The sequence below is a fragment of the Collimonas arenae genome (assembly GCF_001584165.1).
Taxonomy (GTDB): Bacteria; Pseudomonadota; Gammaproteobacteria; order Burkholderiales; family Burkholderiaceae_D; genus Collimonas; species Collimonas arenae.
The window spans coordinates 2,244,982-2,264,125 of record NZ_CP013233.1; the positions used below are offsets into that span (position 1 = coordinate 2,244,982).

16 protein-coding genes and 2 pseudogenes are annotated in these 19,144 nt (G+C 56.4%); 15 read left to right on the forward strand and 3 right to left on the reverse strand.

Going from position 1 to position 19,144, the window contains the following annotated elements; genetic code table 11:
- Nucleotides 1-93 precede the first annotated feature (93 nt).
- The 7 genes from cyoB (at nt 94) to CAter10_RS10485 (ending at nt 6,602) form a co-directional block, all read left to right on the forward strand.
- A complete protein-coding gene (gene cyoB / locus CAter10_RS10455) occupies nt 94-2,097 on the forward strand; it encodes a cytochrome o ubiquinol oxidase subunit I (protein ID WP_061533359.1) in 2,004 nt (667 codons plus the stop codon).
- Nucleotides 2,090-2,725 (forward strand): cytochrome o ubiquinol oxidase subunit III, encoded by a 636-nt coding sequence (gene cyoC, locus CAter10_RS10460; protein WP_061533360.1) that lies wholly within the window; start codon nt 2,090-2,092, stop codon nt 2,723-2,725. The genes cyoB and cyoC overlap by 8 nt, the downstream gene beginning before the upstream one ends.
- Nucleotides 2,722-3,177: a cytochrome o ubiquinol oxidase subunit IV gene (cyoD, locus tag CAter10_RS10465; RefSeq protein WP_061533361.1), complete on the forward strand. Its 456-nt coding sequence runs from the start codon at nt 2,722-2,724 to the stop codon at nt 3,175-3,177. Before cyoC ends, cyoD begins: the two co-directional genes overlap by 4 nt.
- Nucleotides 3,174-4,073, forward strand: coding sequence for an SURF1 family protein (locus CAter10_RS10470; protein ID WP_082797861.1), 900 nt, complete (start codon nt 3,174-3,176; stop codon nt 4,071-4,073). Before cyoD ends, CAter10_RS10470 begins: the two co-directional genes overlap by 4 nt.
- Complete coding sequence (locus tag CAter10_RS10475) at nt 4,057-5,406, forward strand: ATP-binding protein (RefSeq protein ID WP_082797862.1); 1,350 nt, start codon at nt 4,057-4,059, stop codon at nt 5,404-5,406. The genes CAter10_RS10470 and CAter10_RS10475 overlap by 17 nt, the downstream gene beginning before the upstream one ends.
- Nucleotides 5,396-5,932 (forward strand): response regulator transcription factor, encoded by a 537-nt coding sequence (locus CAter10_RS10480; RefSeq protein ID WP_061533362.1) that lies wholly within the window; start codon nt 5,396-5,398, stop codon nt 5,930-5,932. Before CAter10_RS10475 ends, CAter10_RS10480 begins: the two co-directional genes overlap by 11 nt.
- Nucleotides 5,933-6,104: 172 nt before the next feature.
- Entirely contained in the window at nt 6,105-6,602 is a 498-nt protein-coding gene (locus CAter10_RS10485) for an acyl-CoA thioesterase (RefSeq protein WP_128083034.1), read from the forward strand.
- 24 nt (nt 6,603-6,626) lie between these two features.
- Here CAter10_RS10485 and CAter10_RS10490 read toward each other — a convergent pair whose 3' ends face one another.
- Nucleotides 6,627-8,081 (reverse strand): sensor histidine kinase, encoded by a 1,455-nt coding sequence (locus CAter10_RS10490; RefSeq protein WP_061533363.1) that lies wholly within the window; start codon nt 8,079-8,081, stop codon nt 6,627-6,629.
- A gap of 102 nt (nt 8,082-8,183) precedes the next feature.
- Nucleotides 8,184-8,396, reverse strand: a complete 213-nt coding sequence (locus CAter10_RS22385) for a hypothetical protein (protein WP_128083035.1) — start codon at nt 8,394-8,396, stop codon at nt 8,184-8,186.
- 384 nt (nt 8,397-8,780) lie between these two features.
- Between CAter10_RS22385 and CAter10_RS10495 the strand changes: the two genes are divergently transcribed.
- From CAter10_RS10495 to CAter10_RS10540, 8 genes and pseudogenes are all read left to right on the forward strand, one after another.
- The gene (locus CAter10_RS10495; protein WP_061533364.1) at nt 8,781-9,941 is read left to right on the forward strand and encodes an efflux RND transporter periplasmic adaptor subunit; all 1,161 of its coding nucleotides are present in this window, start codon (nt 8,781-8,783) and stop codon (nt 9,939-9,941) included.
- Nucleotides 9,934-13,029 (forward strand): efflux RND transporter permease subunit, encoded by a 3,096-nt coding sequence (locus CAter10_RS10500; protein WP_061533365.1) that lies wholly within the window; start codon nt 9,934-9,936, stop codon nt 13,027-13,029. Before CAter10_RS10495 ends, CAter10_RS10500 begins: the two co-directional genes overlap by 8 nt.
- Nucleotides 13,030-13,110: 81 nt before the next feature.
- Nucleotides 13,111-14,610 carry an efflux transporter outer membrane subunit gene (locus CAter10_RS10505; protein WP_061533366.1) on the forward strand — a complete coding sequence of 500 codons (1,500 nt, stop codon included), beginning with the start codon at nt 13,111-13,113 and terminating at the stop codon, nt 14,608-14,610.
- Nucleotides 14,611-14,719: 109 nt separating this feature from the next.
- The gene (locus tag CAter10_RS21915; protein ID WP_197467218.1) at nt 14,720-15,583 is read left to right on the forward strand and encodes a HAMP domain-containing sensor histidine kinase; all 864 of its coding nucleotides are present in this window, start codon (nt 14,720-14,722) and stop codon (nt 15,581-15,583) included.
- An 88-nt stretch (nt 15,584-15,671) separates the two neighbouring features.
- Nucleotides 15,672-16,132, forward strand: a pseudogene (locus tag CAter10_RS21920) (MarR family winged helix-turn-helix transcriptional regulator).
- A gap of 68 nt (nt 16,133-16,200) precedes the next feature.
- Nucleotides 16,201-16,764, forward strand: a complete 564-nt coding sequence (locus CAter10_RS10530) for an isochorismatase family protein (RefSeq protein WP_061533371.1) — start codon at nt 16,201-16,203, stop codon at nt 16,762-16,764.
- Between the two features lie 2 nt (nt 16,765-16,766).
- Complete coding sequence (locus CAter10_RS10535; protein WP_061533372.1) at nt 16,767-17,096, forward strand: hypothetical protein; 330 nt, start codon at nt 16,767-16,769, stop codon at nt 17,094-17,096.
- 16 nt (nt 17,097-17,112) lie between these two features.
- Nucleotides 17,113-18,437 (forward strand): annotated as a pseudogene (locus CAter10_RS10540) (MFS transporter).
- A gap of 74 nt (nt 18,438-18,511) precedes the next feature.
- On the opposite strand, the gene CAter10_RS10545 reads toward CAter10_RS10540, so the two are convergent.
- Complete coding sequence (locus CAter10_RS10545; RefSeq protein ID WP_061533373.1) at nt 18,512-19,063, reverse strand: cytochrome b; 552 nt, start codon at nt 19,061-19,063, stop codon at nt 18,512-18,514.
- Nucleotides 19,064-19,144 lie beyond the last annotated feature (81 nt).

Here is a 19,144-nt window from a genome sequence, read left to right on the forward strand (position 1 = left end):
AGCCGCCCTGGCAGCCTTCCAGCCAGCGTGCCGCTTTGCCGGTACTGGCGCCGTGGCAGGCGCCGCGTCCTCCTTTTTCCTCGGAAAGTAACAATGCTAGACCATATTGATCTGACCAAGCTGATCTTCGGCCGTCTCACCTGGGACGCGATTCCCTTTCACGAACCGATCCTGCTGGTGACCTTCGCCATGGTCGCGCTCGGCGGCGTGGCGTTGCTTGCCGCGCTGACTTATTACCGCGTATGGGGCACCCTGTGGCGCGATTGGTTCACCAGCATCGACCATAAACGGATCGGTATCATGTACATGGTGCTAGGCTTGGTGATGCTGCTGCGCGGCTTCGCCGATGCGCTGATGATGCGCGCCCAGCAAGCCTTCGCGTTCGGCGATTCCGCCGGCTTCCTGCCACCACACCATTACGACCAGATCTTCACCGCGCACGGCGTGATCATGATTTTCTTCGTCGCAATGCCGCTGGTTACCGGTCTGATGAACTATGTTGTACCGCTGCAGATCGGCGCTCGTGACGTGGCTTTCCCGTTTCTCAACAACTTCAGCTTCTGGATGACCACATTCGGTGGCGGCCTGGTCATGGCTTCGCTGTTCGTCGGCGAATTCGCTCGTACCGGCTGGCTCGCGTATCCGCCGCTGTCTGGCATTCTGGGTAGTCCGGACGTGGGGGTCGACTACTACATATGGGCATTGCAGATTGCCGGGGTAGGGACCTTGCTGTCCGGGGTCAACCTGATCGTGACCATCGTCAAGATGCGTGCGCCTGGCATGAACATGATGAAGATGCCGGTGTTTACCTGGACTGCGCTGTGCACCAACGTGCTGATCGTCGCTGCGTTCCCTGTGCTGACCGCCGTATTGGGCATGCTGGCGCTGGACCGCGTGGTCGGCACCAATTTCTTCACCAATGACATGGGCGGCAACGCCATGATGTATGTCAATCTGATCTGGATCTGGGGCCACCCAGAGGTGTACATCCTGATCCTGCCAGCCTTCGGTATTTTCTCGGAAGTGGTATCGACCTTCAGCAGCAAGCGCCTGTTCGGTTATACCTCGATGGTTTATGCGACCGTGGTTATCACCATCCTGTCCTACCTGGTATGGCTGCACCATTTCTTCACCATGGGTTCGGGAGCCAGCGTCAACTCGTTCTTCGGCATCACCACGATGATCATCTCGATCCCGACAGGGGCCAAGATATTCAACTGGTTGTTCACCATGTACCGTGGCCGCATCCGCTTTGAAGTGCCAATGCTGTGGACCATGGGTTTCATGATCACCTTCGTCATCGGTGGCATGACCGGCGTGCTGCTGGCAGTACCGCCAGCCGATTTCGTGCTGCATAACAGCCTGTTCCTGATCGCTCACTTCCACAACGTGATCATCGGTGGCGTCCTGTTCGGTATGTTTGCCGGTATCAACTACTGGTTCCCGAAGGCATTCGGTTACAAGCTTGACGATTTCTGGGGCCGTTGCTGCTTCTGGTTCTGGACCATCGGCTTCTACTTCGCCTTCATGCCGCTGTACGTACTGGGCCTGATGGGCGTGACGCGCCGCATGAGCCACTTCGAAGATCCGTCGCTGCAGATCTGGTTCATCATCGCTGCATTCGGTGCTGTCCTGATCGCACTCGGTATCGCTTCGTTCCTGGTCCAACTGGTTGTCAGCTTCCGTCGCCGTCACGAACTGCGTGACACGACTGGCGATCCTTGGGGTGGCCGTACTCTGGAATGGTCGACTTCGTCGCCGCCGCCAGACTATAACTTCGCGTTCACGCCAGTGGTGCACGACAACGATGCATGGACTGACATGAAGAACAATAACTATGTTCGTCCGCAGCAAGGCTTCACCGATATCCACATGCCGAAGAATACGGCTGCCGGATTCATCATTGCCGGGCTGAGTGCAGCAGTTGGTTTCGCGCTGATCTGGCAGATGTGGCTGTTGGCCGGCCTCGGTTTCGTAGCGATGGTTGCCGCTGTCATCATCCATACTTTCAATTACAACCGCGATTACCACATCCCGGCGGATGAAGTTATCCGCACAGAGGGTGAACGCACACGTTTGCTGGCTAGCCATGTCTGATATCTCAACTTCCTCCGCTGGCGCGCTGAGCGCCGATCCGAGCTCGCGCTATTTTGTGCGCGAGCACCATCCAGAAAACGGCACTTTGCTCGGTTTCTGGCTGTACCTGATGAGCGACTGTCTGGTGTTTGCCTGTCTGTTCGCGACCTACGCTGTCCTCGGTCGCAACTATGCAGGCGGCCCGACCGGCGCTGAATTGTTCGACCTGCCGCTGGTGGCCCTCAACACAGCGTTGCTGCTGCTGTCGTCGATCACCTACGGTTTCGCCATGCTGGAAATGCAGCGCAAGAAGCAAGGTGCAACCATCGCCTGGCTGGCCATCACCGGCGTGCTTGGCGCCTGCTTCATCGCTTTCGAGCTGTACGAGTTCGCGCACCTGATCCACGAAGGCGCTGGCCCGCAACGCAGCGGCTTCCTGACCTCGTTCTTTGCACTGGTGGCTACCCACGGCTTGCACGTCAGCTTCGGCATCATCTGGCTGATCACGCTGATATTCCAGGTCCGTCGTCACGGCCTGACACCAGAAAACGGCCGGCGCCTGATGTGCCTGTCGATGTTCTGGCACTTTCTTGACGTTGTCTGGATCGGCGTCTTCACCTTTGTCTATCTGATGGGAGTCTTGCCATGAGCGGGCATCAACAACACCCGGCGCTAGTCGTCCCGCACAGCCATGATCACGACACGCATGTCGATCACGGCACTGTAAAAAGCTACGTAACCGGCTTCGTGCTGGCCGTCATCCTGACCGCCATTCCATTCTGGCTGGTGATGGGCAAGGTGATCGATAAATCCAGCACTACCGGTATCGTGCTGCTGGCTTTCGGCGCCGTGCAGATCGTGGTTCACATGATCTACTTCCTGCACATGAACACCAAGTCCGAAGGCGGCTGGACCATGCTGGCAATGCTCTTCACCGTCATGGTGGTGGGGATCATGTTGAGCGGTTCGCTGTGGGTGATGTACCACCTGAACCACAACATGATGCCTGGCATGACGCCAGCATCGATGCAGGAAACCGTACCTGAATCGATGCAAAACATGCCGGCTTCGCATGACATGCACAACATGAAAATGCAATGACCCCGGCGCCGCACAGCAAGGTGCCCGGCGACGGATTGCCGGATAACACTGCTGTTGCGGCACAAGATGTAAAGCCGCGGCAGCGCTCTCGCGCCACGCGGCTGCTGCTGGCTGCTTGCGCAGGGTTGTTGTTCTTTGGCTTTGTGGCGCTGGGCAGTTGGCAGTTGAAACGCCTGCAATGGAAGCTCGACCTGATCGAACGGGTTGAGCAACGCGTCCATGCTCCGGCAACGGCTGCTCCCGATCGGGAAAGCTGGCCACACATTAGCGCCGAAAATGACGAATATCGTCATGTCCGCCTTACCGGCAATTTCCTGTATGAACTGACCACACCTGTCCAGGCCGTCACCGAACTCGGCAACGGCTTCTGGCTGCTGACGCCGTTGCGTAGCGCCGATGGCAACATAGTGATGGTTAACCGCGGCTTCGTTGCCGCCAAGGTGGGCGATTGGAAATCGCAGGACTCTGCCGAGCAAACTGGTGCAGGCTTGAGCTCTCCCGCACCTGTCAGTGTGACCGGATTGCTGCGCATCAGTGAGCCCGGCGGAGGCTTCTTGCGCCACAATGATCCAAGTGCCAACCACTGGTATTCGCGCGATGTGCAGGCGATTGCCGCAGCGCGCGGCCTGTCCGCCGCAGCGCCTTACTTCGTCGATGCCGATGCTGGCCAGAGCGGTTCCGGCGGGACGGCGGCCGGGCAACCGATCGGCGGCCTGACCGTGATCTCCTTCCATAACAGTCATTTGGTTTATGCTCTCACTTGGTATGCTCTCGCCTTGATGGTGGCGGGCGCCTGCTTCTGGGTGGTGCGCGAGGAGCGCCGCATGCTGCGCGTTGCCGCCAGCGCCAGTGGCGACGGTATCGACCGGGAAAGTGAAGATGGCAAGCAAAATTGAACCCAATGCAAATACAGGCGAATTGAAGGAAGCAATAGCGGGCGCTGCCGGTCCTGAAGACACCACCGGCCACAAGAACATGCTGCGGCTGATCCAGTTACGCTGGATCGCCGTGATCGGCCAGATCACTACCATCGCGGTGGTGATGATCGGCTTCGGTATCCACCTGCCGCTGCCACACATGTTGATGGTGCTGGCTTGCCTGATTGCCTTCAATATCGGCAGTCACCTGCGCTGGCACGAACGTACGGAGGTGAGCAACAATGAATTGTTCCTGGCGTTGCTGGTGGATGTCGGGAGCTTAACTGCTCAGCTCTACCTCAGCGGCGGCACCGCCAATCCATTCGCATTTTTGTTCCTGCTGCAGGTCATTCTGAGCGCGGTGCTGCTGGAAGCATGGTCTACCTGGACCATCGTGGCGATCACCAGTGCATGCCTGGCGGGGCTGTCGCTGTTTTCCGAGCCCTTGCGCTTGCCGGCCGATCATGGCAATGGTTTGGCCAGTCTGTACGTCGATGGCATGCTGCTATGCTTTGCCATGATCGCTGCGCTGCTGGTGTTTTTTGTCACGCGCATCAACCATAACCTGCGCGCCGGCGATGCCCAGCTTGCCGACCTGCGTCAACGCGCGGCGGAGGAAGATCACATCGTGCGCATGGGGCTGCTGGCTTCAGGTGCGGCGCACGAACTCGGCACGCCGTTGGCCACACTTTCCGTTATCCTGGGCGACTGGCGACGTATGCCGGAATTCAGCAATAACAGCGAACTGCTGGAAGAAATCAGCGAAATGCAGACCCAACTGCAGCGCTGTAAAAGCATCGTCAGCGGCATCCTGTTGTCGGCTGGCGAAGCGCGTGGTGAATCGTCGGTAAAAACCACCATCAGCACGTTTTTGAACGACCTGGCCAAGGAATGGTGCACCACCCGGCCTATCGTATCGTTTGCCTATGAAAACAGAATCCAGCAGGACATGCCAGTGGTGTTCGATTCTGCGCTCAAGCAGATGATTTGCAATGTGCTGGATAATGCCCTTGAAGCCTCGCCGCAATGGGTCAGCCTGGAAGCTACCCGCGAAGGCGATTCGCTCATCTTGCAGGTCACCGACGCCGGTCCCGGTTTCGTGCCGGCCATGCTAAATCATATTGGCAAGCCATACCAATCGAGCAAAGGCCGGCCCGGCAGCGGCTTGGGCCTGTTCTTCGTCGTCAATGTCGCACGTAAATTGGGCGGCGTCGTGAGTGCCAGGAATCGGTCCGAAGGTGGGGCCGAAGTCCGCCTTACTTTGCCGCTGGCAGCCATCAGCCTTGAAGAGGAAATTGTCAATGTCGGTTGATCGACTGCTGCTTATCATCGAAGATGACGCGGCGTTTGCGCGCACCCTCGGTCGCTCATTCGAGCGCCGCGGTTATACGGTACTGCTGGCGGAAAGCCTGGATCAGGCCGCAGAATTTCTGAAGCAGCATTCACCGGGTTATGCGGTGGTTGATCTCAAGCTGAACGGAAATACATCCGGATTGGCTTGCGTGCAGATGCTACACAAGCACGATCCGGAAATGCTGATCGTCGTGTTGACCGGTTTCGCCAGCATCACCACCGCTGTCGAAGCGATCAAACTCGGCGCCTGCCAATACCTGGCCAAGCCATCCAACACTGACGATATCGAAGCGGCTTTCGGTCACGTCGCCGGGGTGGCCGACGTCGAATTGACCAGTCGCTCTACCTCCATCAAGACTCTGGAGTGGGAGCGCATCCATGAAGTGCTGGTAGAAACCGGCTTCAATATTTCTGAAACGGCGCGTCGACTCGGCATGCACCGGCGTACGCTGGCGCGCAAGCTGGAAAAACAACGCATCAAATAGGCGGCGGCAGCTGCATTCGTCGATTCGCCGCTACCGTTTACGGCATCAGCGCTTGTAAGTCTGTCCACATGATTAACACTATAAGCTGCTTCCTCGCTCTCTAATCAGGTGAGGTGGCAATAGCGGCTGAGCACATCAGCCATTTTTTCATTTGCTTATGGAGTTTTCCATCATGTCAGCTATCTTGTCTCCACGTCCGCTTATCAAAGAAAACGATGTAAAGGCGACACTGTTGTCGCCCGATTTTTTGCGCGTGTCTCAACCGAAAACGTTTCGCCATTCGATTGACGTCTATCTGAAAGATTCGAATGCCACTGGCAATATCTATTTTGCAAGGCATTTCGAGTGGCAGGGGATCTGCCGTGAGCGCTGGTTTTTTGAGTGTGTTTCTGCCGACATGCTGCAATCGCTTGGTGTTTTCATTACCAAGGAAGCACAGCAGAAATACGTCAGCGAGACATTCGCTTTTCAAAAGATCGATTGCGAGGTCAATACTTTCGGTGTGAAGCATTGTTCGTTCTCGCTGTTGTTCCGTTTTTTTGTTGGCGGTGAACTGGTGGCCGTTGGCCATCAGCAGATCGTTTTCGCCAACAAGGAAAAGAAAATAGCGCGTTTGCCGGATCACATCCTGGCAAAGATCCGCGAGTATGAAGTCGAGAAGGGTGAATAACTGTTTTTTGATTGATACCTTGAGCTAGGAACCAAGCGGAGGAGGGATTGCCGTACTTTTCTCCGCTTGGCGAGATGCTGCTACGGGAGCCAGGTCTTGGGCAAGGTTGTCTACCCGCGGAAACTCCAGCGTGAAAGTAGTGTATTGGCCGGCGACCGAATCGCAGCGGATACGGCCACCAAAAGAAACCATCACACGATGGCAGAAAGTGAGGCCGACGCCGGTTCCGCCGCTATTCTTGGTCGTGAAAAAGCCGTCGAAAATGTTCGGCAGCGCTTCTTGCGGAATGCCGGCTCCGGTATCGGTAAAGTGCAGGCGGTTGAATGTTGTACCGCTCTCGGTCGATATGTAAATATCGCCCTTTTTTGCGGCCTTGATCGCATACAGCGCATTCTTCAGCAAATTGAACAGTACCAGTATCAGGAGCGTATCCGAACCGTAAAATCGGAATTCTTCGGCGACGTTGACTACGATCCGTTCTCGGTCCTCGTGGTCGAAGGTGTACCTGTCGATGGCTTCTGCCAGGCAGTCATGTATTTCGTGCTGGGTAAAGTTGGATTTATCGATCTGGTCCATCTTGATCGACGCCAGCATCATGTCCAGCACCGCATTGGTGCGATCGACCTCCCTGGTGAGTGTTTGTCCGATGGTGGCAAGGTAATTCATTGCAAACGGCGGCAACGTAGGTTCGCACAGCTTATGCGACACAGCCAGCTGGTAACTGTTCAGTAGCGTCGGTATGTATTTGCTCATCCCTTGCGCCTGGTTGCGGATCGACAGCAGCGGCGTCCGCATTTCGTGAGCAACCGTGGCGGCAATCGCCATTGGGTTGAATAGCCCGTATCTGACGATCGCAATGGTGATAATGCCGAGGCTGACAGCGATGAACAGCACGCCCGGAGGATAGAACTCGTAGCCATAGTTGCAAAGATAATCTATGGCTGCGAAGAAGTAAGTCAATATGCCGGCAATGCAGAGACGCAACCTGATGCGTTTGTTGGGTGGGGCATTTCGCTGCTGCATGTAGGTGATATACAGGCCGCGATTGACTACAACAACCGTTTGCAGCACATGGATCGGGTGCAGCAGTCCGGCTTTCGGATAATATCCCCAAAAATATTCGTAGTAGCCGGACACGAAGAGATCGCTGCCGATCAAGAAAACCGCCAGTATCGAGGCCAGGCCATACGACAGATAAACCAGATGTCGCTCCTGCGGGCGATCCGAGACTTCAGTAAGGAAGTGATACAGGCTGGTCGGCAGGAACAGGATCAGCAGATAGCCGAACTTGATCAAGAATATCGCCACGGCCGGATTGTGGACCTGGAATAACACCGCCCACGTTCCTTGCCAAAATGCGGACGTGACACACAACACGGAAAAGCTGATGCCGATACGAGTAAAGCCCTGGGTGCAAAGTACGTACAAGCCATAACCGAGGAACACGGACGATACCAGCGCGGGCAATATTGAGTACATTGGCAATAGCAATCAAGTGGTGGTATTGATGCGAGTTATTGACGGCAAGAGATACACAATATGACCCAACATAGGACTCCACAGATCGGTGATATGTCCTGTTCAAACCAATAAGGTTCCGGAAATATGACGTTCAATTGTCAATGATGACAGTATTATAGACTTGTCATCATTCTTTTCGGAAACTATTTTCCAAAAGATAGCACCGTCTGACTGACGCATTGATTGTAAGAGTTTTTTGCCTTCAATCGCGAAGGAGCGCGAAGACACCACCGGATTATATGCGCTGGCGGCTGAACCGCCGCCATTTTGCATTCAACACCACTTGAGGATAGCTGGCGAGCTGAACCCGACTAATGCGTGCTCATGGTCGATGCGGCAAAGTGTTGTTTTGCGCGCTTGTCAGCATTTTGTCAGGATTCCTTCAGGTTTCTGACAGGAATGGTCGATATTCTCATGCTGTCCGTTACTACGCAGCATGTGGTTCCCCCGAGATTCATAGAATTACATGCAAGATTGCCGATCAATTAGCTGGCGTCATCCCGGTAAAAAACACATTGAGGAATGTACCGAAGAAATCATTCGGGCTGCCAGCGTGCGGCGGCAACGCAGAAGCGACATGTCACCAGATAACGTACTAAAAAGCGTACCAAATCATGAAGAGTCGCGCGATAAACGATTTTCACTATGAGCCCCATCATGCAAAACACCACCCAGCAACCAAAGAAACGTGTCATTGTCCTGGCGATAGGCATTCTTGCCGTTGTCGGTATTGCCTGGCTCGCATCAGTCGGCAGTAAAGGCATTGCCCTTGCATCTGACGCCAATACCGGGTCGACGCCGAATTTCGTGCGCAAAGGCGACCAGTTGCAGGTCCCTTCCGGGTCGCCGCTACGTAAGCGCTTGGTCATCGCACCAGTGACGACAATGGATGCTCCGCATACGCTGGAATTACCAGCGCAGGTTGAGGCCGATCCGGCACAGACCATCAATATCCTGCCTCCGGTTGCCGGCAAGGTAATTGAACTGAAAGTCGGGCTTGGCGATCAGGTCAAGAAAGGCCAGTTGCTGCTGGTGATGAGTTCTGGCGACTTTGCACAGGCGGCAGCCGACCGGAAAAAGGCTGCCGATGCCTTGCAATTGACGAAAAAAATACTGGATCGCCAGCGCGGTGTGCAAGATGCCGGTGCAGGTGCGGCTAAGGATCTGGAGCAAGCTGAAAGCGCTTACATCCAGGCGCAATCCGAATTTTCACGCGCTGATACGCGGCTCAAATCATTGGGCAGCGTCAGCGCCGATGGCAGCGGACGTCGCCTCAACGTCGTTGCACCAACCTCCGGCAGTATCACCGCGCTGTCGACCGGGGTAGGACAGAATGCCAATGACCCGAACGCCGTGTTGATGACGATCGCTAACCTGGACAAGGTTTGGATCACGGCCAATGTTCCAGAGAACGTGCTGTCTTCTGTCAAGAAGGGACAAGCGGCGTCGATTCGATTGCCGGCCTATCCGGATATCCAGTTCCATGGCAACGTGGCGTTCGTCAGCGATGTTCTGCAGCCGGATACGCGTCGCGCGCTGGTGCGCATCGGCATGCCGAACGCGGACGGGAAATTCAAGCCGAACATGTTTGCCAACGCCTTGTTCGCCGTCGCGCAAACCTCTTTGCCGGTTGTGCCGACCTCCGCGCTGCTGATGAACAATGATGACACCACCGTGTTTGTCGAGGTATCACCATGGAATTTTGTGCGCCGTAAAGTCATCACCGGATTTGAAGAGAATGGCAGTATCCGCGTTCAAACCGGACTGAACACCGGCGATCGCGTTGTCACTTCGGGCGGAGTGCTGCTCAATGATTAACAATGTCGTCCGCTATTGCCTGCGCAAGCGCTATGCAGTGATTCTGGTGACGATATTGGTGGCGCTGTTTGGCTACTATTCGTGGACCCAGATGGCCGTGGAGGCCTATCCTGAACTGAGCGATGTCCAGGCGCAGGTAACAACCCAGGTGCCAGGCCTGGCCGCAGAAGAAATCGAGCAACAAATCACGATTCCGCTAGAGCGCCAGCTCAGTGGTACGCCAGGCCTGGTGCATATGCGCTCTTCCAGCACCTTTGGCTTGTCGCTGATTACATTGAGCTTCAAGGACGGCGCTGAGGATTACTGGGAACGTCAACGCGTGACTGAACGTATAGCGCAGGCAACCCTGCCCAGCGGAGTTACGCCAAGTCTGGATCCGGTAAGTGGTCCATCCGGCGAAATTTATCGCTATACGCTGCAGTCTGACAGCAAGAACCTGATGGAGCTGTCCGAGATCCAGCGCTGGATCGTGATGCCTGAATTACGGCAGGTGGCAGGCATTGCTGATGTCAATAACTTCGGCGGCATGACCAAGGAGTATCAGCTTGAAGTCGACCAGAACCAGCTGCAGCGCTACGGTATTGCGCTGTCGGACATCACGACTGCCATCAACAACAACAATTCGAACGCCGGCGGCAGCCGTATTTCTCGCGGCGAGCAGGGCTATGTGGTGCGCGGCATCGGCCTGATGCGCAATCTCACCGACCTTGGTAATGTCGTGGTGAAGCAAGTCAACGGCGTTCCGATATTGGTGCGGGATCTCGGCAAGATGCAGTACAGCCATCAGGAGCGTCAGGGGATTTTGGGCAAGGACAACAATCCTGACACGATTGAAGGCATCGTCTTGCTGTTGAAATATCAAAACGCCTCCGAAGTGATCAAGAATGTGCATGCCAAGGTCGAGCAATTGCAAAAGCAATTGGCACCGCAAGGTGTACGAATCGTGCCTTACATCGACCGTGACGATCTGATCGAATTGACCGTACACAAGGTGAGTCATACGGTAATCGAAGGTATCGGCCTGGTTTGCATTGTGCTGATCCTGTTTCTCGGCAGTCCGCGCAGCGCCCTGGTGGCCGCGGTAACCATTCCGTTGGCGCTGGTTACCGTGTTCATCATGATGTACCTGACCAAGATGCCTGCCAATCTGTTCTCTCTGGGAGCCATCGACTTTGGCATCATTGTCGATGGCGCCATTGTGGTGACCGAAGCCATCTTGCGACGACGAGAGGCCAAACCGACCGAGGAATTGACGGAGGGCGAAGTGCGGGCCGCCACGACCGAAGTGGTCAAGCCGATTTTCTTCGCAACGTTGATTATCATCAGCGCCTATCTGCCGTTATTTGCCTTTGAACGAGCAGAAGGCAAATTGCTGTCGCCGATGGCACTGACTGTCAGCTATGCATTGATGGGTGCGCTATTGTGCAGCATCGTCCTGGTGCCTGGGCTGGCCTACATGGCGCTGCGCAAGCCGCGCCGGATTTTTCATAACAAACCACTGGAGTGGCTGACCGCCGGCTATCGAAAGACACTGGGCGCATTGCTAGACAAACCATCAATAGCCTATGTCATCGGTGCAGTCGCACTGGCCGGCGTGATCGTACTGGGCGCGGCTACCGGCCGGGAGTTCATGCCGCAGCTGGATGAGGGCACGCTTTGGCTGCAAGTGCAGATGCCGTCCGGGCTGTCACTGGAAAAGGGAATGGAGATGGCGGCTGAACTACGCCACACCATCCTGGAGTATCCAGAGGTGTCTTACGTTGTAACCCAACTGGGCCGCAGCGACGATGGCACCGATCCGTGGACGCCGTCTCACATGGAAGTGCCGGTCGGCTTGAAGCCCTACAACACCTGGCCGAATGGCGAGAACAAGGCGCAATTCGTGAAACGTCTGAACGCACGCCTGTCGCAATTGCCAGGATTCTCGATTGGCATCAGCCAGCCGATCAGCGACGGTGTCAACGATGCGGTCGGCGGCGCCCATAGCCCGTTGGTGATTCGCATATATGGCGACGACTTCAAGGAGCTGCGCCGTATCGGCAATGACATTGTCGATGTGTTGCATGGTGTGAAGGGCAGTGCCGATGTGTCGATCTTCCAGGAGCCACCGGTTCCGCAAATGGTGATCGATATTGATCGCGCGGAAATTGCACGGCTGGGCATCAATATCGGAGATATCTCGAATCTGATCCAAACCGGCATCGGCGGTGCGCCTGTTACCCAGTTGTATGTGGCAGATCGTATTTATAACGTGACGGTGCGCTTCCCGAGAGGAAATCGAAACGGGCCGGAGGCATTGGGCAACTTGCTGATCACGTCATCTAGCGGCGCGCGCATTCCATTGTCGCAAGTGGCGCATATTCGCACGGCAACCGGCGAGAGCACGATTACCCACGAAAGTACGCATCGGCAGCTGACCGTCCGCCTGGACTATGCCGACCGTGACTTGCTGTCGTATTACCAGGATGCGCAAGCGCAGGTTGCGCAGAAAGTCCATTTCGACAAGACAAAGTACCGCCTTGAATGGGCTGGACAGTTTGAAAACCAGGAGCGTGCACAGGCGCGCATGATGCTGGTTTTCGGTCTGGTAGTTGGTCTGATGGCCATTATTCTGTATGCCGGCTTTGGCAAATTGCGCCAGGCCATGCTGATACTGGGCGTGGTGCCGCTGGCTGCGCTGGGCGGCTTGATTGCACTGCACATCACGGGCAACACCATTAACGTCGCCACCGGAGTCGGATTCATCGCGTTGTTTGGCGTCGCTGTGCAGAACGGCATCATCATGGTCTCCAATATCAATCGCGTCAGGCAACAAGGCCTTGCCTTGGCGGACGCGGTGCTGGCAGGGGCGTTTGAACGTTTCCGGCCGGTCTTGATGACGGCGACCGTGGCGTCGATCGGGATGTTGCCTGCCGCACTGGCAACTGGTGTCGGCACTGACGTCCAGCGTGGCTTGGCGACCGTGGTAGTGGGAGGGCTGGTGGTTGCCACCTTGCTGACCTTGTTTATTCTGCCGACATTTTATTTTGCGTTGGAGCGTTGGATTGAGCGGCGCAAGAAGCAAGTCGAGACAATCGATGGACGCTAATTTGTTCAGAGCCAGGGAGATGCCAAGGGTAGGCTCCCTGCAGGATCGACAGGCTGCGACGGATGTTTAAATAGGTAGAACATGATGAAATTAAAATTGCAATCTTTGGCATATGCACCACTGCTGGCTTACTCGCTGGTGTTGGCAGGATGTGCGGTTGGCCCCGATTTCAAGCAGCCTGACGCGCCGTCGGTGCAGGGTTACAGCAAGGAGCCAATGCCGTCGAAAACGGCGTCCGCCAATACCACAGGCGGTGATGAGCAACAGTTCGTCAGTAACATGGATATTCCGGCGCAATGGTGGACGTTGTTTCAATCGACGCCTTTGAATTCGCTGATTGAACAGGCGCTGAAGGCCAATCCGGATCTGCAATCGGCACAAGCCGCGTTGCGGGCGGCGGAAGAACAGGTCTCGGTGCAGCAAGGCGCCTTTTTCCCTGCGGTCAATGCAAGCCTGACGCCGACTCGCCAGAAAACTGCCACTACGCCAGGCCAGGAGTCCTCGCTGTATAACCTGCATACCGCTCAGGTCAGCGTGTCATACACGCTGGACGTCTTTGGCGCAAATCGGCGTGCGGTGGAGAATCTGCAGGCACAGGCCGGACAGCAGCGCTTCTTGCTGGAGGCTGCCTATCTCACGTTGACCTCGAATGTCGTCGCTGCGGCAGTGCAAGAGGCATCGTTGCGCGCGCAAATCGGAGCGACACTGGAAGTGATCAGCACCCAGCAGAAATTATTGGCGTTGCTGAAGCGCCAGTATGCATTGGGCGACGTGTCGCAAGCCGATGTCGCCGCACAAGAGGCGGCGCTGGCGCAGACCCAGGCGACGTTGCCGCCGCTGCAGAATTCGCTATCGCAACAGCGCAACAAGCTGACCGCGTTGGCTGGCCGCTTCCCAAGTGAAGAACTGGACCAGAAATTCCTGTTGTCCCAGATCAGCTTGCCGCAGCAACTACCGGTCAGCCTGCCGTCAAATCTGGTACGGCAACGACCTGACGTGCGTGCAGCAGAAGAGCAATTGCACGCGGCGTCGGCGGAGGTCGGTGTCGCCACGGCCAATATGCTGCCCCAAATTACACTGAGCGCCAATATCGGCAGCTCGGCAACGCAAATCGGGAACCTATTTACGTCCGGTACCGGATTTTGGGCATTGGCGGGCGGCCTGACCCAGCCGTTGTTTGCCGGCGGTGCGCTGCTGCATAAAAAGCGCGCGTCTGAAGCGCTTTTCGAGCAGGCTCAGGCACAGTATCGCAGCACGGTGATTGTGGCATTCCAGAACGTGGCTGATAGTTTGCGCGCGTTGCAATATGATGCGGAGACCCTGAAAGCGCAGTTGCTGGCCGAACGTGCCGCCGCCCATAGCCTGGAAATAGCGCGTAAATCAGTGGCGCTGGGCGCCAGCACTCCGCAGACTTTGTTGACCGCGCAGCAAACGTACCAGCAAACGGTAATCAGCCTGGCGCAGGCGCAGGCGGCGCGTTTCGCCGACACGGCGGCATTGTTCCAGGCGCTCGGTGGCGGCTGGTGGAATCGCACAGACGCTGCCGAATCGGCGCAGGCCGGCAACAACGTACAGAAATGACGTTTTGTTTTGTCATTTGGTGTAATTCAACAATGTGCCGGGAGGATGCCTGGACGGGAATAGCGTACTAGTCTGGCGCCTGATTGGCGCCGCTGGAGTTCTGGTCCTGGTGTTTTCGGCGGCCGGTGCATGCTTCCTGCGTGCATGGATTGCGCGCAGGATCGGGACAATCCGCGATGCTGCACGTGATATTGAGTGTGGCAATCTGGGACGTCGATTGCCGGTATCGGGCGATAGTGGCCAGTTTACTCGATTGAATCAGGACCTCAATCGCATGCTGGACAAAGTTGAGCAAGGAATGGATGGCGCTCGCCATGTTTCCAACACCATCGCACATAGCTTGCGTACCCCATTAGGGCGAATTCGCGCCCATCTCGACGAAACATTACACGCCAGATCCGATGTGGCAGCACTGACAGCTGCCGGAGAACTCGCAGTCCAGGAGATCGATAGCCTGGTTGCTCTGCTGGATAAGTTGCTGCAGATGGCCGAAACGGAGTCTGGCGCTCGGCGCCAGACCTTTGAGCCGGTTGCCATGCGCGACATGGTGGCAAGTGTGGTCGAACGTTACCAGCACGCTGCCCACGAGATGGCGGTAGCGCTGGTGATGGAAATCGAAGGTAATCCGAGTATTCGCGGCGATCGCCAACTGCTGGAAAGTGTATTGACGGATTTGCTCGACAATGCCTTGAAGTATGCGGGTCATCCAACAGCGATCGGCGTGTACGCTGCGCAACGCAACGATGAGGTCATTTTGCTGGTGCACGATGACGGTCTTGGCATTCCGGCGCAGGAACGCACGAATGTACTGCAGCGCTTCTATCGCCTCAATCACAAACAGCAGGGCAATGGCATCGGGTTATCTACCGTCGCTGCCATCGTCAGTCTGCATGGCGGAACGCTGCATTTGGAAGACGCAGCGCCGGGGCTGCTGGTGCGGATGGTGTTTCCGGGTTGCACCGGAGTTGATTGACATCAAGTTCAATTGGGTTGACAGCATTATGCAAATAACTACAAAGTTAAACTTTGAAGTTTACCTTCATATCTGCTAAGGTAAGTGCATGGAAACGCACAAACAGCAGAATACCCCTGACGCCGCTCATGCTTTGGCCATGGCCGTGGAGCTTCGCGTCCTGTTCGGAAAATTGCGGCGGCGCCTGCGCGAGCAGGCCAATCCAGGGGATTTCACATGGTCCCAGACTTCTGTGTTGCTTCATCTGGAGCGCGAGGGGGCCGCTACCGTCACGGCATTGGCGCGTGCAGAAGGCATGCGCCCACAATCGATGGGTGCCACGATTTCCGTCCTGGAGGCGGCTGGGCTGGTGAGCGGCGCGCCTGATCCTGCCGATGGGCGCCAAACCATCTGGTCCATCACTGCAGCCTGCCAGGAAATGATCAAGCCGGCCGGGCGGCAAAAGAGGATTGGTTGTCTCGCGCCATTCAAACCGAGTTTGCGCCGGCCGAGCAAGAGCAGCTCGCGAACGCCATCGAACTTCTTAAACGTCTTGCCGATTCCGAATAAAACTCTGCCGTCCGGTTGTCGTGCCGATTCCCGGCCGCGGCAATCCCACCTTCTCATAGGAGCACGCCATGGCTGTAACCTTACTTGACCCGAAGACCGCTCTGATCGTCATCGATCTGCAGAACGGCATTGTCGCTTACCCGACTGCGCATCCGGCCGCAGCAATCGTGCAGCACGCAAGCACATTGGCCGTGGCGTTTCGCGGCCATGGACTGCCGGTGGTGCTGGTCAACGTTGCCGGTGGCGCGCCGGGCAGGGCGGAACAGGCGCGTAGCCTTGCCAATCTGCCTGCAGGTTGGGCCGATCTGGTGCCAGAACTGAACCGGCAGCCACAGGACCACGCCGTCACTAAGCGGACCTGGGGTGCTTTTACGGACACGGATCTCGAAGCGCATTTGAGGGGTCTCGGCGTCACGCAGGTTGTTATCGTCGGCATTGCCACCAGCATTGGCGTCGAGTCGACCGCCCGCCAGGCGCATGAGCGCGGATTCAACGTCACGCTGGCGATCGATGCCATGACTGACATGAATCCTGATGCGCATATCAACAGCGTCACACGGATCTTCCCGCGGTTGGGCGAAACCGGAACCACCCAGGAGATTCTTGATCTTCTCAATCAACGAGGAGATTGACAATGACATGGGTTCACTATGTTTCCTATCTCTTCGGCGGCGCTTTCCTTGTCAACGCCATTCCGCATTTTGTGAGCGGCGTGACAGGTCGCCCTTTCCAGAGCCCATTCGCCAATCCTCCCGGGGAAGGCCTTTCCTCGTCGTCCATCAATGTACTTTGGGGATTTTTCAACCTGGTTATCGGATATGTTCTTGTATGCCGTGTCGGCAACTTTGATTTGCGTTCCACGGATCATGTCGTTGCGCTGGGATTAGGCATTCTTCTCATGGGCATGATCTCGGCGCGCCTGTTCGGGCGTTTTCATGGCGGTGATTCTCCGGGCGGCCACTAAACGGGCGTGAGCTACTGTGAACAATAACGGCACTTTTCGGTCACTGAGCAGCTACAACTATCGCGTCTGGGCCGGCGGCGCGATCATTTCCAATGTGGGCACGTGGATGCAGCGCACTGCGCAGGATTGGCTGGTGCTGACCAAGTTGACAAACCATAACGCGACAGCAGTTGGCATCGTGATGGCACTGCAGTTCGGCCCGCAATTGCTGTTGCTGCCACTGACCGGTTTCGCAGCCGATCATTTCGACCGCCGCAAACTGCTGTTCGCCACCCAGATCGCCATGGGAATGTTGGCGTTGGGGATGGGTATCCTGACAGTCACCGGACTGGTTCAGTTGTGGCACGTGTACGCGTTTGCTTTCCTGCTCGGCTGCGTCAGTGCGTTCGATTCACCGGCCCGCCAGACATTTGTCTCCGAGCTTGTGGTTGAATCCAATATGTCGAACGCCGTAGCGTTGAATTCCACCTCGTTCAACGCCGCACGAATGATCGGCCCGGCGCTTGCCGGTGTGCTGATCGCCGCAATCGGCTCGGGTGGGGTATTCCTGATCAATGCCGCCTCGTTTGCCGCCGTTATCGGTTCGCTGTGCCTGCTGCGTGTCGAAGAACTGCGCCCGAGAATGCTTGCTCCCCACGTCAAAGGCAGCCTGGCCGAAGGGTTTCGCTACGTATGGAGGCGTCCTGACTTGAAGGCGATCCTGTTCATGGTGTTCCTGATCGGCACCTTCGGGCTCAATTTCCCGATCTTCATTTCGACCATGTCGGTTAGCATCTTTCACGGCGGCGCCGACCAGTACGGCCTGCTGTCGTCAATTATGGCGGTCGGGTCGGTAGCCGGTGCGCTGCTGTCCGCCAGGCGGGCAAAGCCGCAGATTTCCATGTTGCTGACTGGTGCTGCCGTCTTCGGATTCGGCTTTGTGTTGGCCGCGGCCATGCCGAATTACTGGTTGTTTGGCCTCACCCTGGTTCTGCTCGGGGTATCTGCGCAAACTTTCAATACCACCTCAAACAGCATGATTCAGCTCACCACCGAACCTGAAATGCGTGGGCGCGTGATGGCGATTCTACTGGCCGTTGCGTTGGCGGAACGCCGCTTGGCGCACCGATTGTGGGTTGGGTCGCGGATACTTTTGGTCCGCGCTGGGCGCTTGGCATCGGCGCGGCTTCCGGTCTAGTTGCCGCACTGATCGGAATCCGTTACCTTGTCCGGCATCGCGGCTTGCGCGCATATATTCAAGCAGGGCGACTCCGTTTCAGCATCGAGGCCTCCGGTCACGTCGCCGCGTCGCATCTTTCTGGAGCGCCCGTCACACTGCCGGCGGGCAGTCGGCGCGATTGACTACTCCTAGCCCATGCACCAGCTAATCAGCAATTGTCTCGCGCTCTTTTGCAAAGTTAGTTCGTGCAGCCTCGCTACTTGGACGGCAGCATGCGTCGCAATGTCGTATCGCGCACCACATAATGATGGAACAGCCCTGCCACGGCGTGTAAGCCGATGAGAAAGTAGCCAATGGTAGCGCAGGTTTCATGCACTTCCTTAATCTGCGATGCCAGTTCTTTGTTTTGACTGATTAATGCGGGAAGTTCCAGTCCGAAAAAAGGAATTGGCTTGCCAGCAGCACTCAGCGTCAACCAGCCGAGTATGGGCATACCAATCATCAACGCGTACAGCGCCACATGCATGACGCTGGCAAACACCATTTGCCAGCGTGGCGGTGGCGGCTGAATTGGCGGCGTCGCACTGAACCATCGCGCCGCAAGGCGTAACGTGACGACGGCCAGAACTGATAGGCCAAGCATGTAGTGCCACATCATCATGCCGTTACGGCCATCGCTTCCTTTTGGGAAAATGCCGCGCAACTCCATGGTTGCATAGATGGCTATGAGCAATAGCAAGGTCAACCAGTGAAGGCCAATGGTGAGTGAACCATATTTGGCGGTTCCGGTATTGTATTTTGCGTACATGGCAGGACGACTCCAATCTAGTTAAATGCAAATGTATCTTGTTTACCGCGATCTGAAAAATGGTCGAATTCGCCAATTCCC

What these genes read in the sequence shown, in the direction of transcription:
- cyoB (WP_061533359.1), top strand. Translation starts at nt 94, where the DNA reads ATGCTAGACCATATTGATCTGACCAAGCTGATCTTCGGCCGTCTCACC.
- cyoC (WP_061533360.1), top strand. Translation starts at nt 2,090, where the DNA reads ATGTCTGATATCTCAACTTCCTCCGCTGGCGCGCTGAGCGCCGATCCG.
- cyoD (WP_061533361.1), top strand. Translation starts at nt 2,722, where the DNA reads ATGAGCGGGCATCAACAACACCCGGCGCTAGTCGTCCCGCACAGCCAT.
- CAter10_RS10470 (WP_082797861.1), top strand. Translation starts at nt 3,174, where the DNA reads ATGACCCCGGCGCCGCACAGCAAGGTGCCCGGCGACGGATTGCCGGAT.
- CAter10_RS10475 (WP_082797862.1), top strand. Translation starts at nt 4,057, where the DNA reads ATGGCAAGCAAAATTGAACCCAATGCAAATACAGGCGAATTGAAGGAA.
- CAter10_RS10480 (WP_061533362.1), top strand. Translation starts at nt 5,396, where the DNA reads ATGTCGGTTGATCGACTGCTGCTTATCATCGAAGATGACGCGGCGTTT.
- CAter10_RS10485 (WP_128083034.1), top strand. Translation starts at nt 6,105, where the DNA reads ATGTCAGCTATCTTGTCTCCACGTCCGCTTATCAAAGAAAACGATGTA.
- CAter10_RS10490 (WP_061533363.1), bottom strand. Translation starts at nt 8,081, where the DNA reads ATGTACTCAATATTGCCCGCGCTGGTATCGTCCGTGTTCCTCGGTTAT.
- CAter10_RS22385 (WP_128083035.1), bottom strand. Translation starts at nt 8,396, where the DNA reads ATGCAAAATGGCGGCGGTTCAGCCGCCAGCGCATATAATCCGGTGGTG.
- CAter10_RS10495 (WP_061533364.1), top strand. Translation starts at nt 8,781, where the DNA reads ATGCAAAACACCACCCAGCAACCAAAGAAACGTGTCATTGTCCTGGCG.
- CAter10_RS10500 (WP_061533365.1), top strand. Translation starts at nt 9,934, where the DNA reads ATGATTAACAATGTCGTCCGCTATTGCCTGCGCAAGCGCTATGCAGTG.
- CAter10_RS10505 (WP_061533366.1), top strand. Translation starts at nt 13,111, where the DNA reads ATGATGAAATTAAAATTGCAATCTTTGGCATATGCACCACTGCTGGCT.
- CAter10_RS10530 (WP_061533371.1), top strand. Translation starts at nt 16,201, where the DNA reads ATGGCTGTAACCTTACTTGACCCGAAGACCGCTCTGATCGTCATCGAT.
- CAter10_RS10535 (WP_061533372.1), top strand. Translation starts at nt 16,767, where the DNA reads ATGACATGGGTTCACTATGTTTCCTATCTCTTCGGCGGCGCTTTCCTT.
- CAter10_RS10545 (WP_061533373.1), bottom strand. Translation starts at nt 19,063, where the DNA reads ATGTACGCAAAATACAATACCGGAACCGCCAAATATGGTTCACTCACC.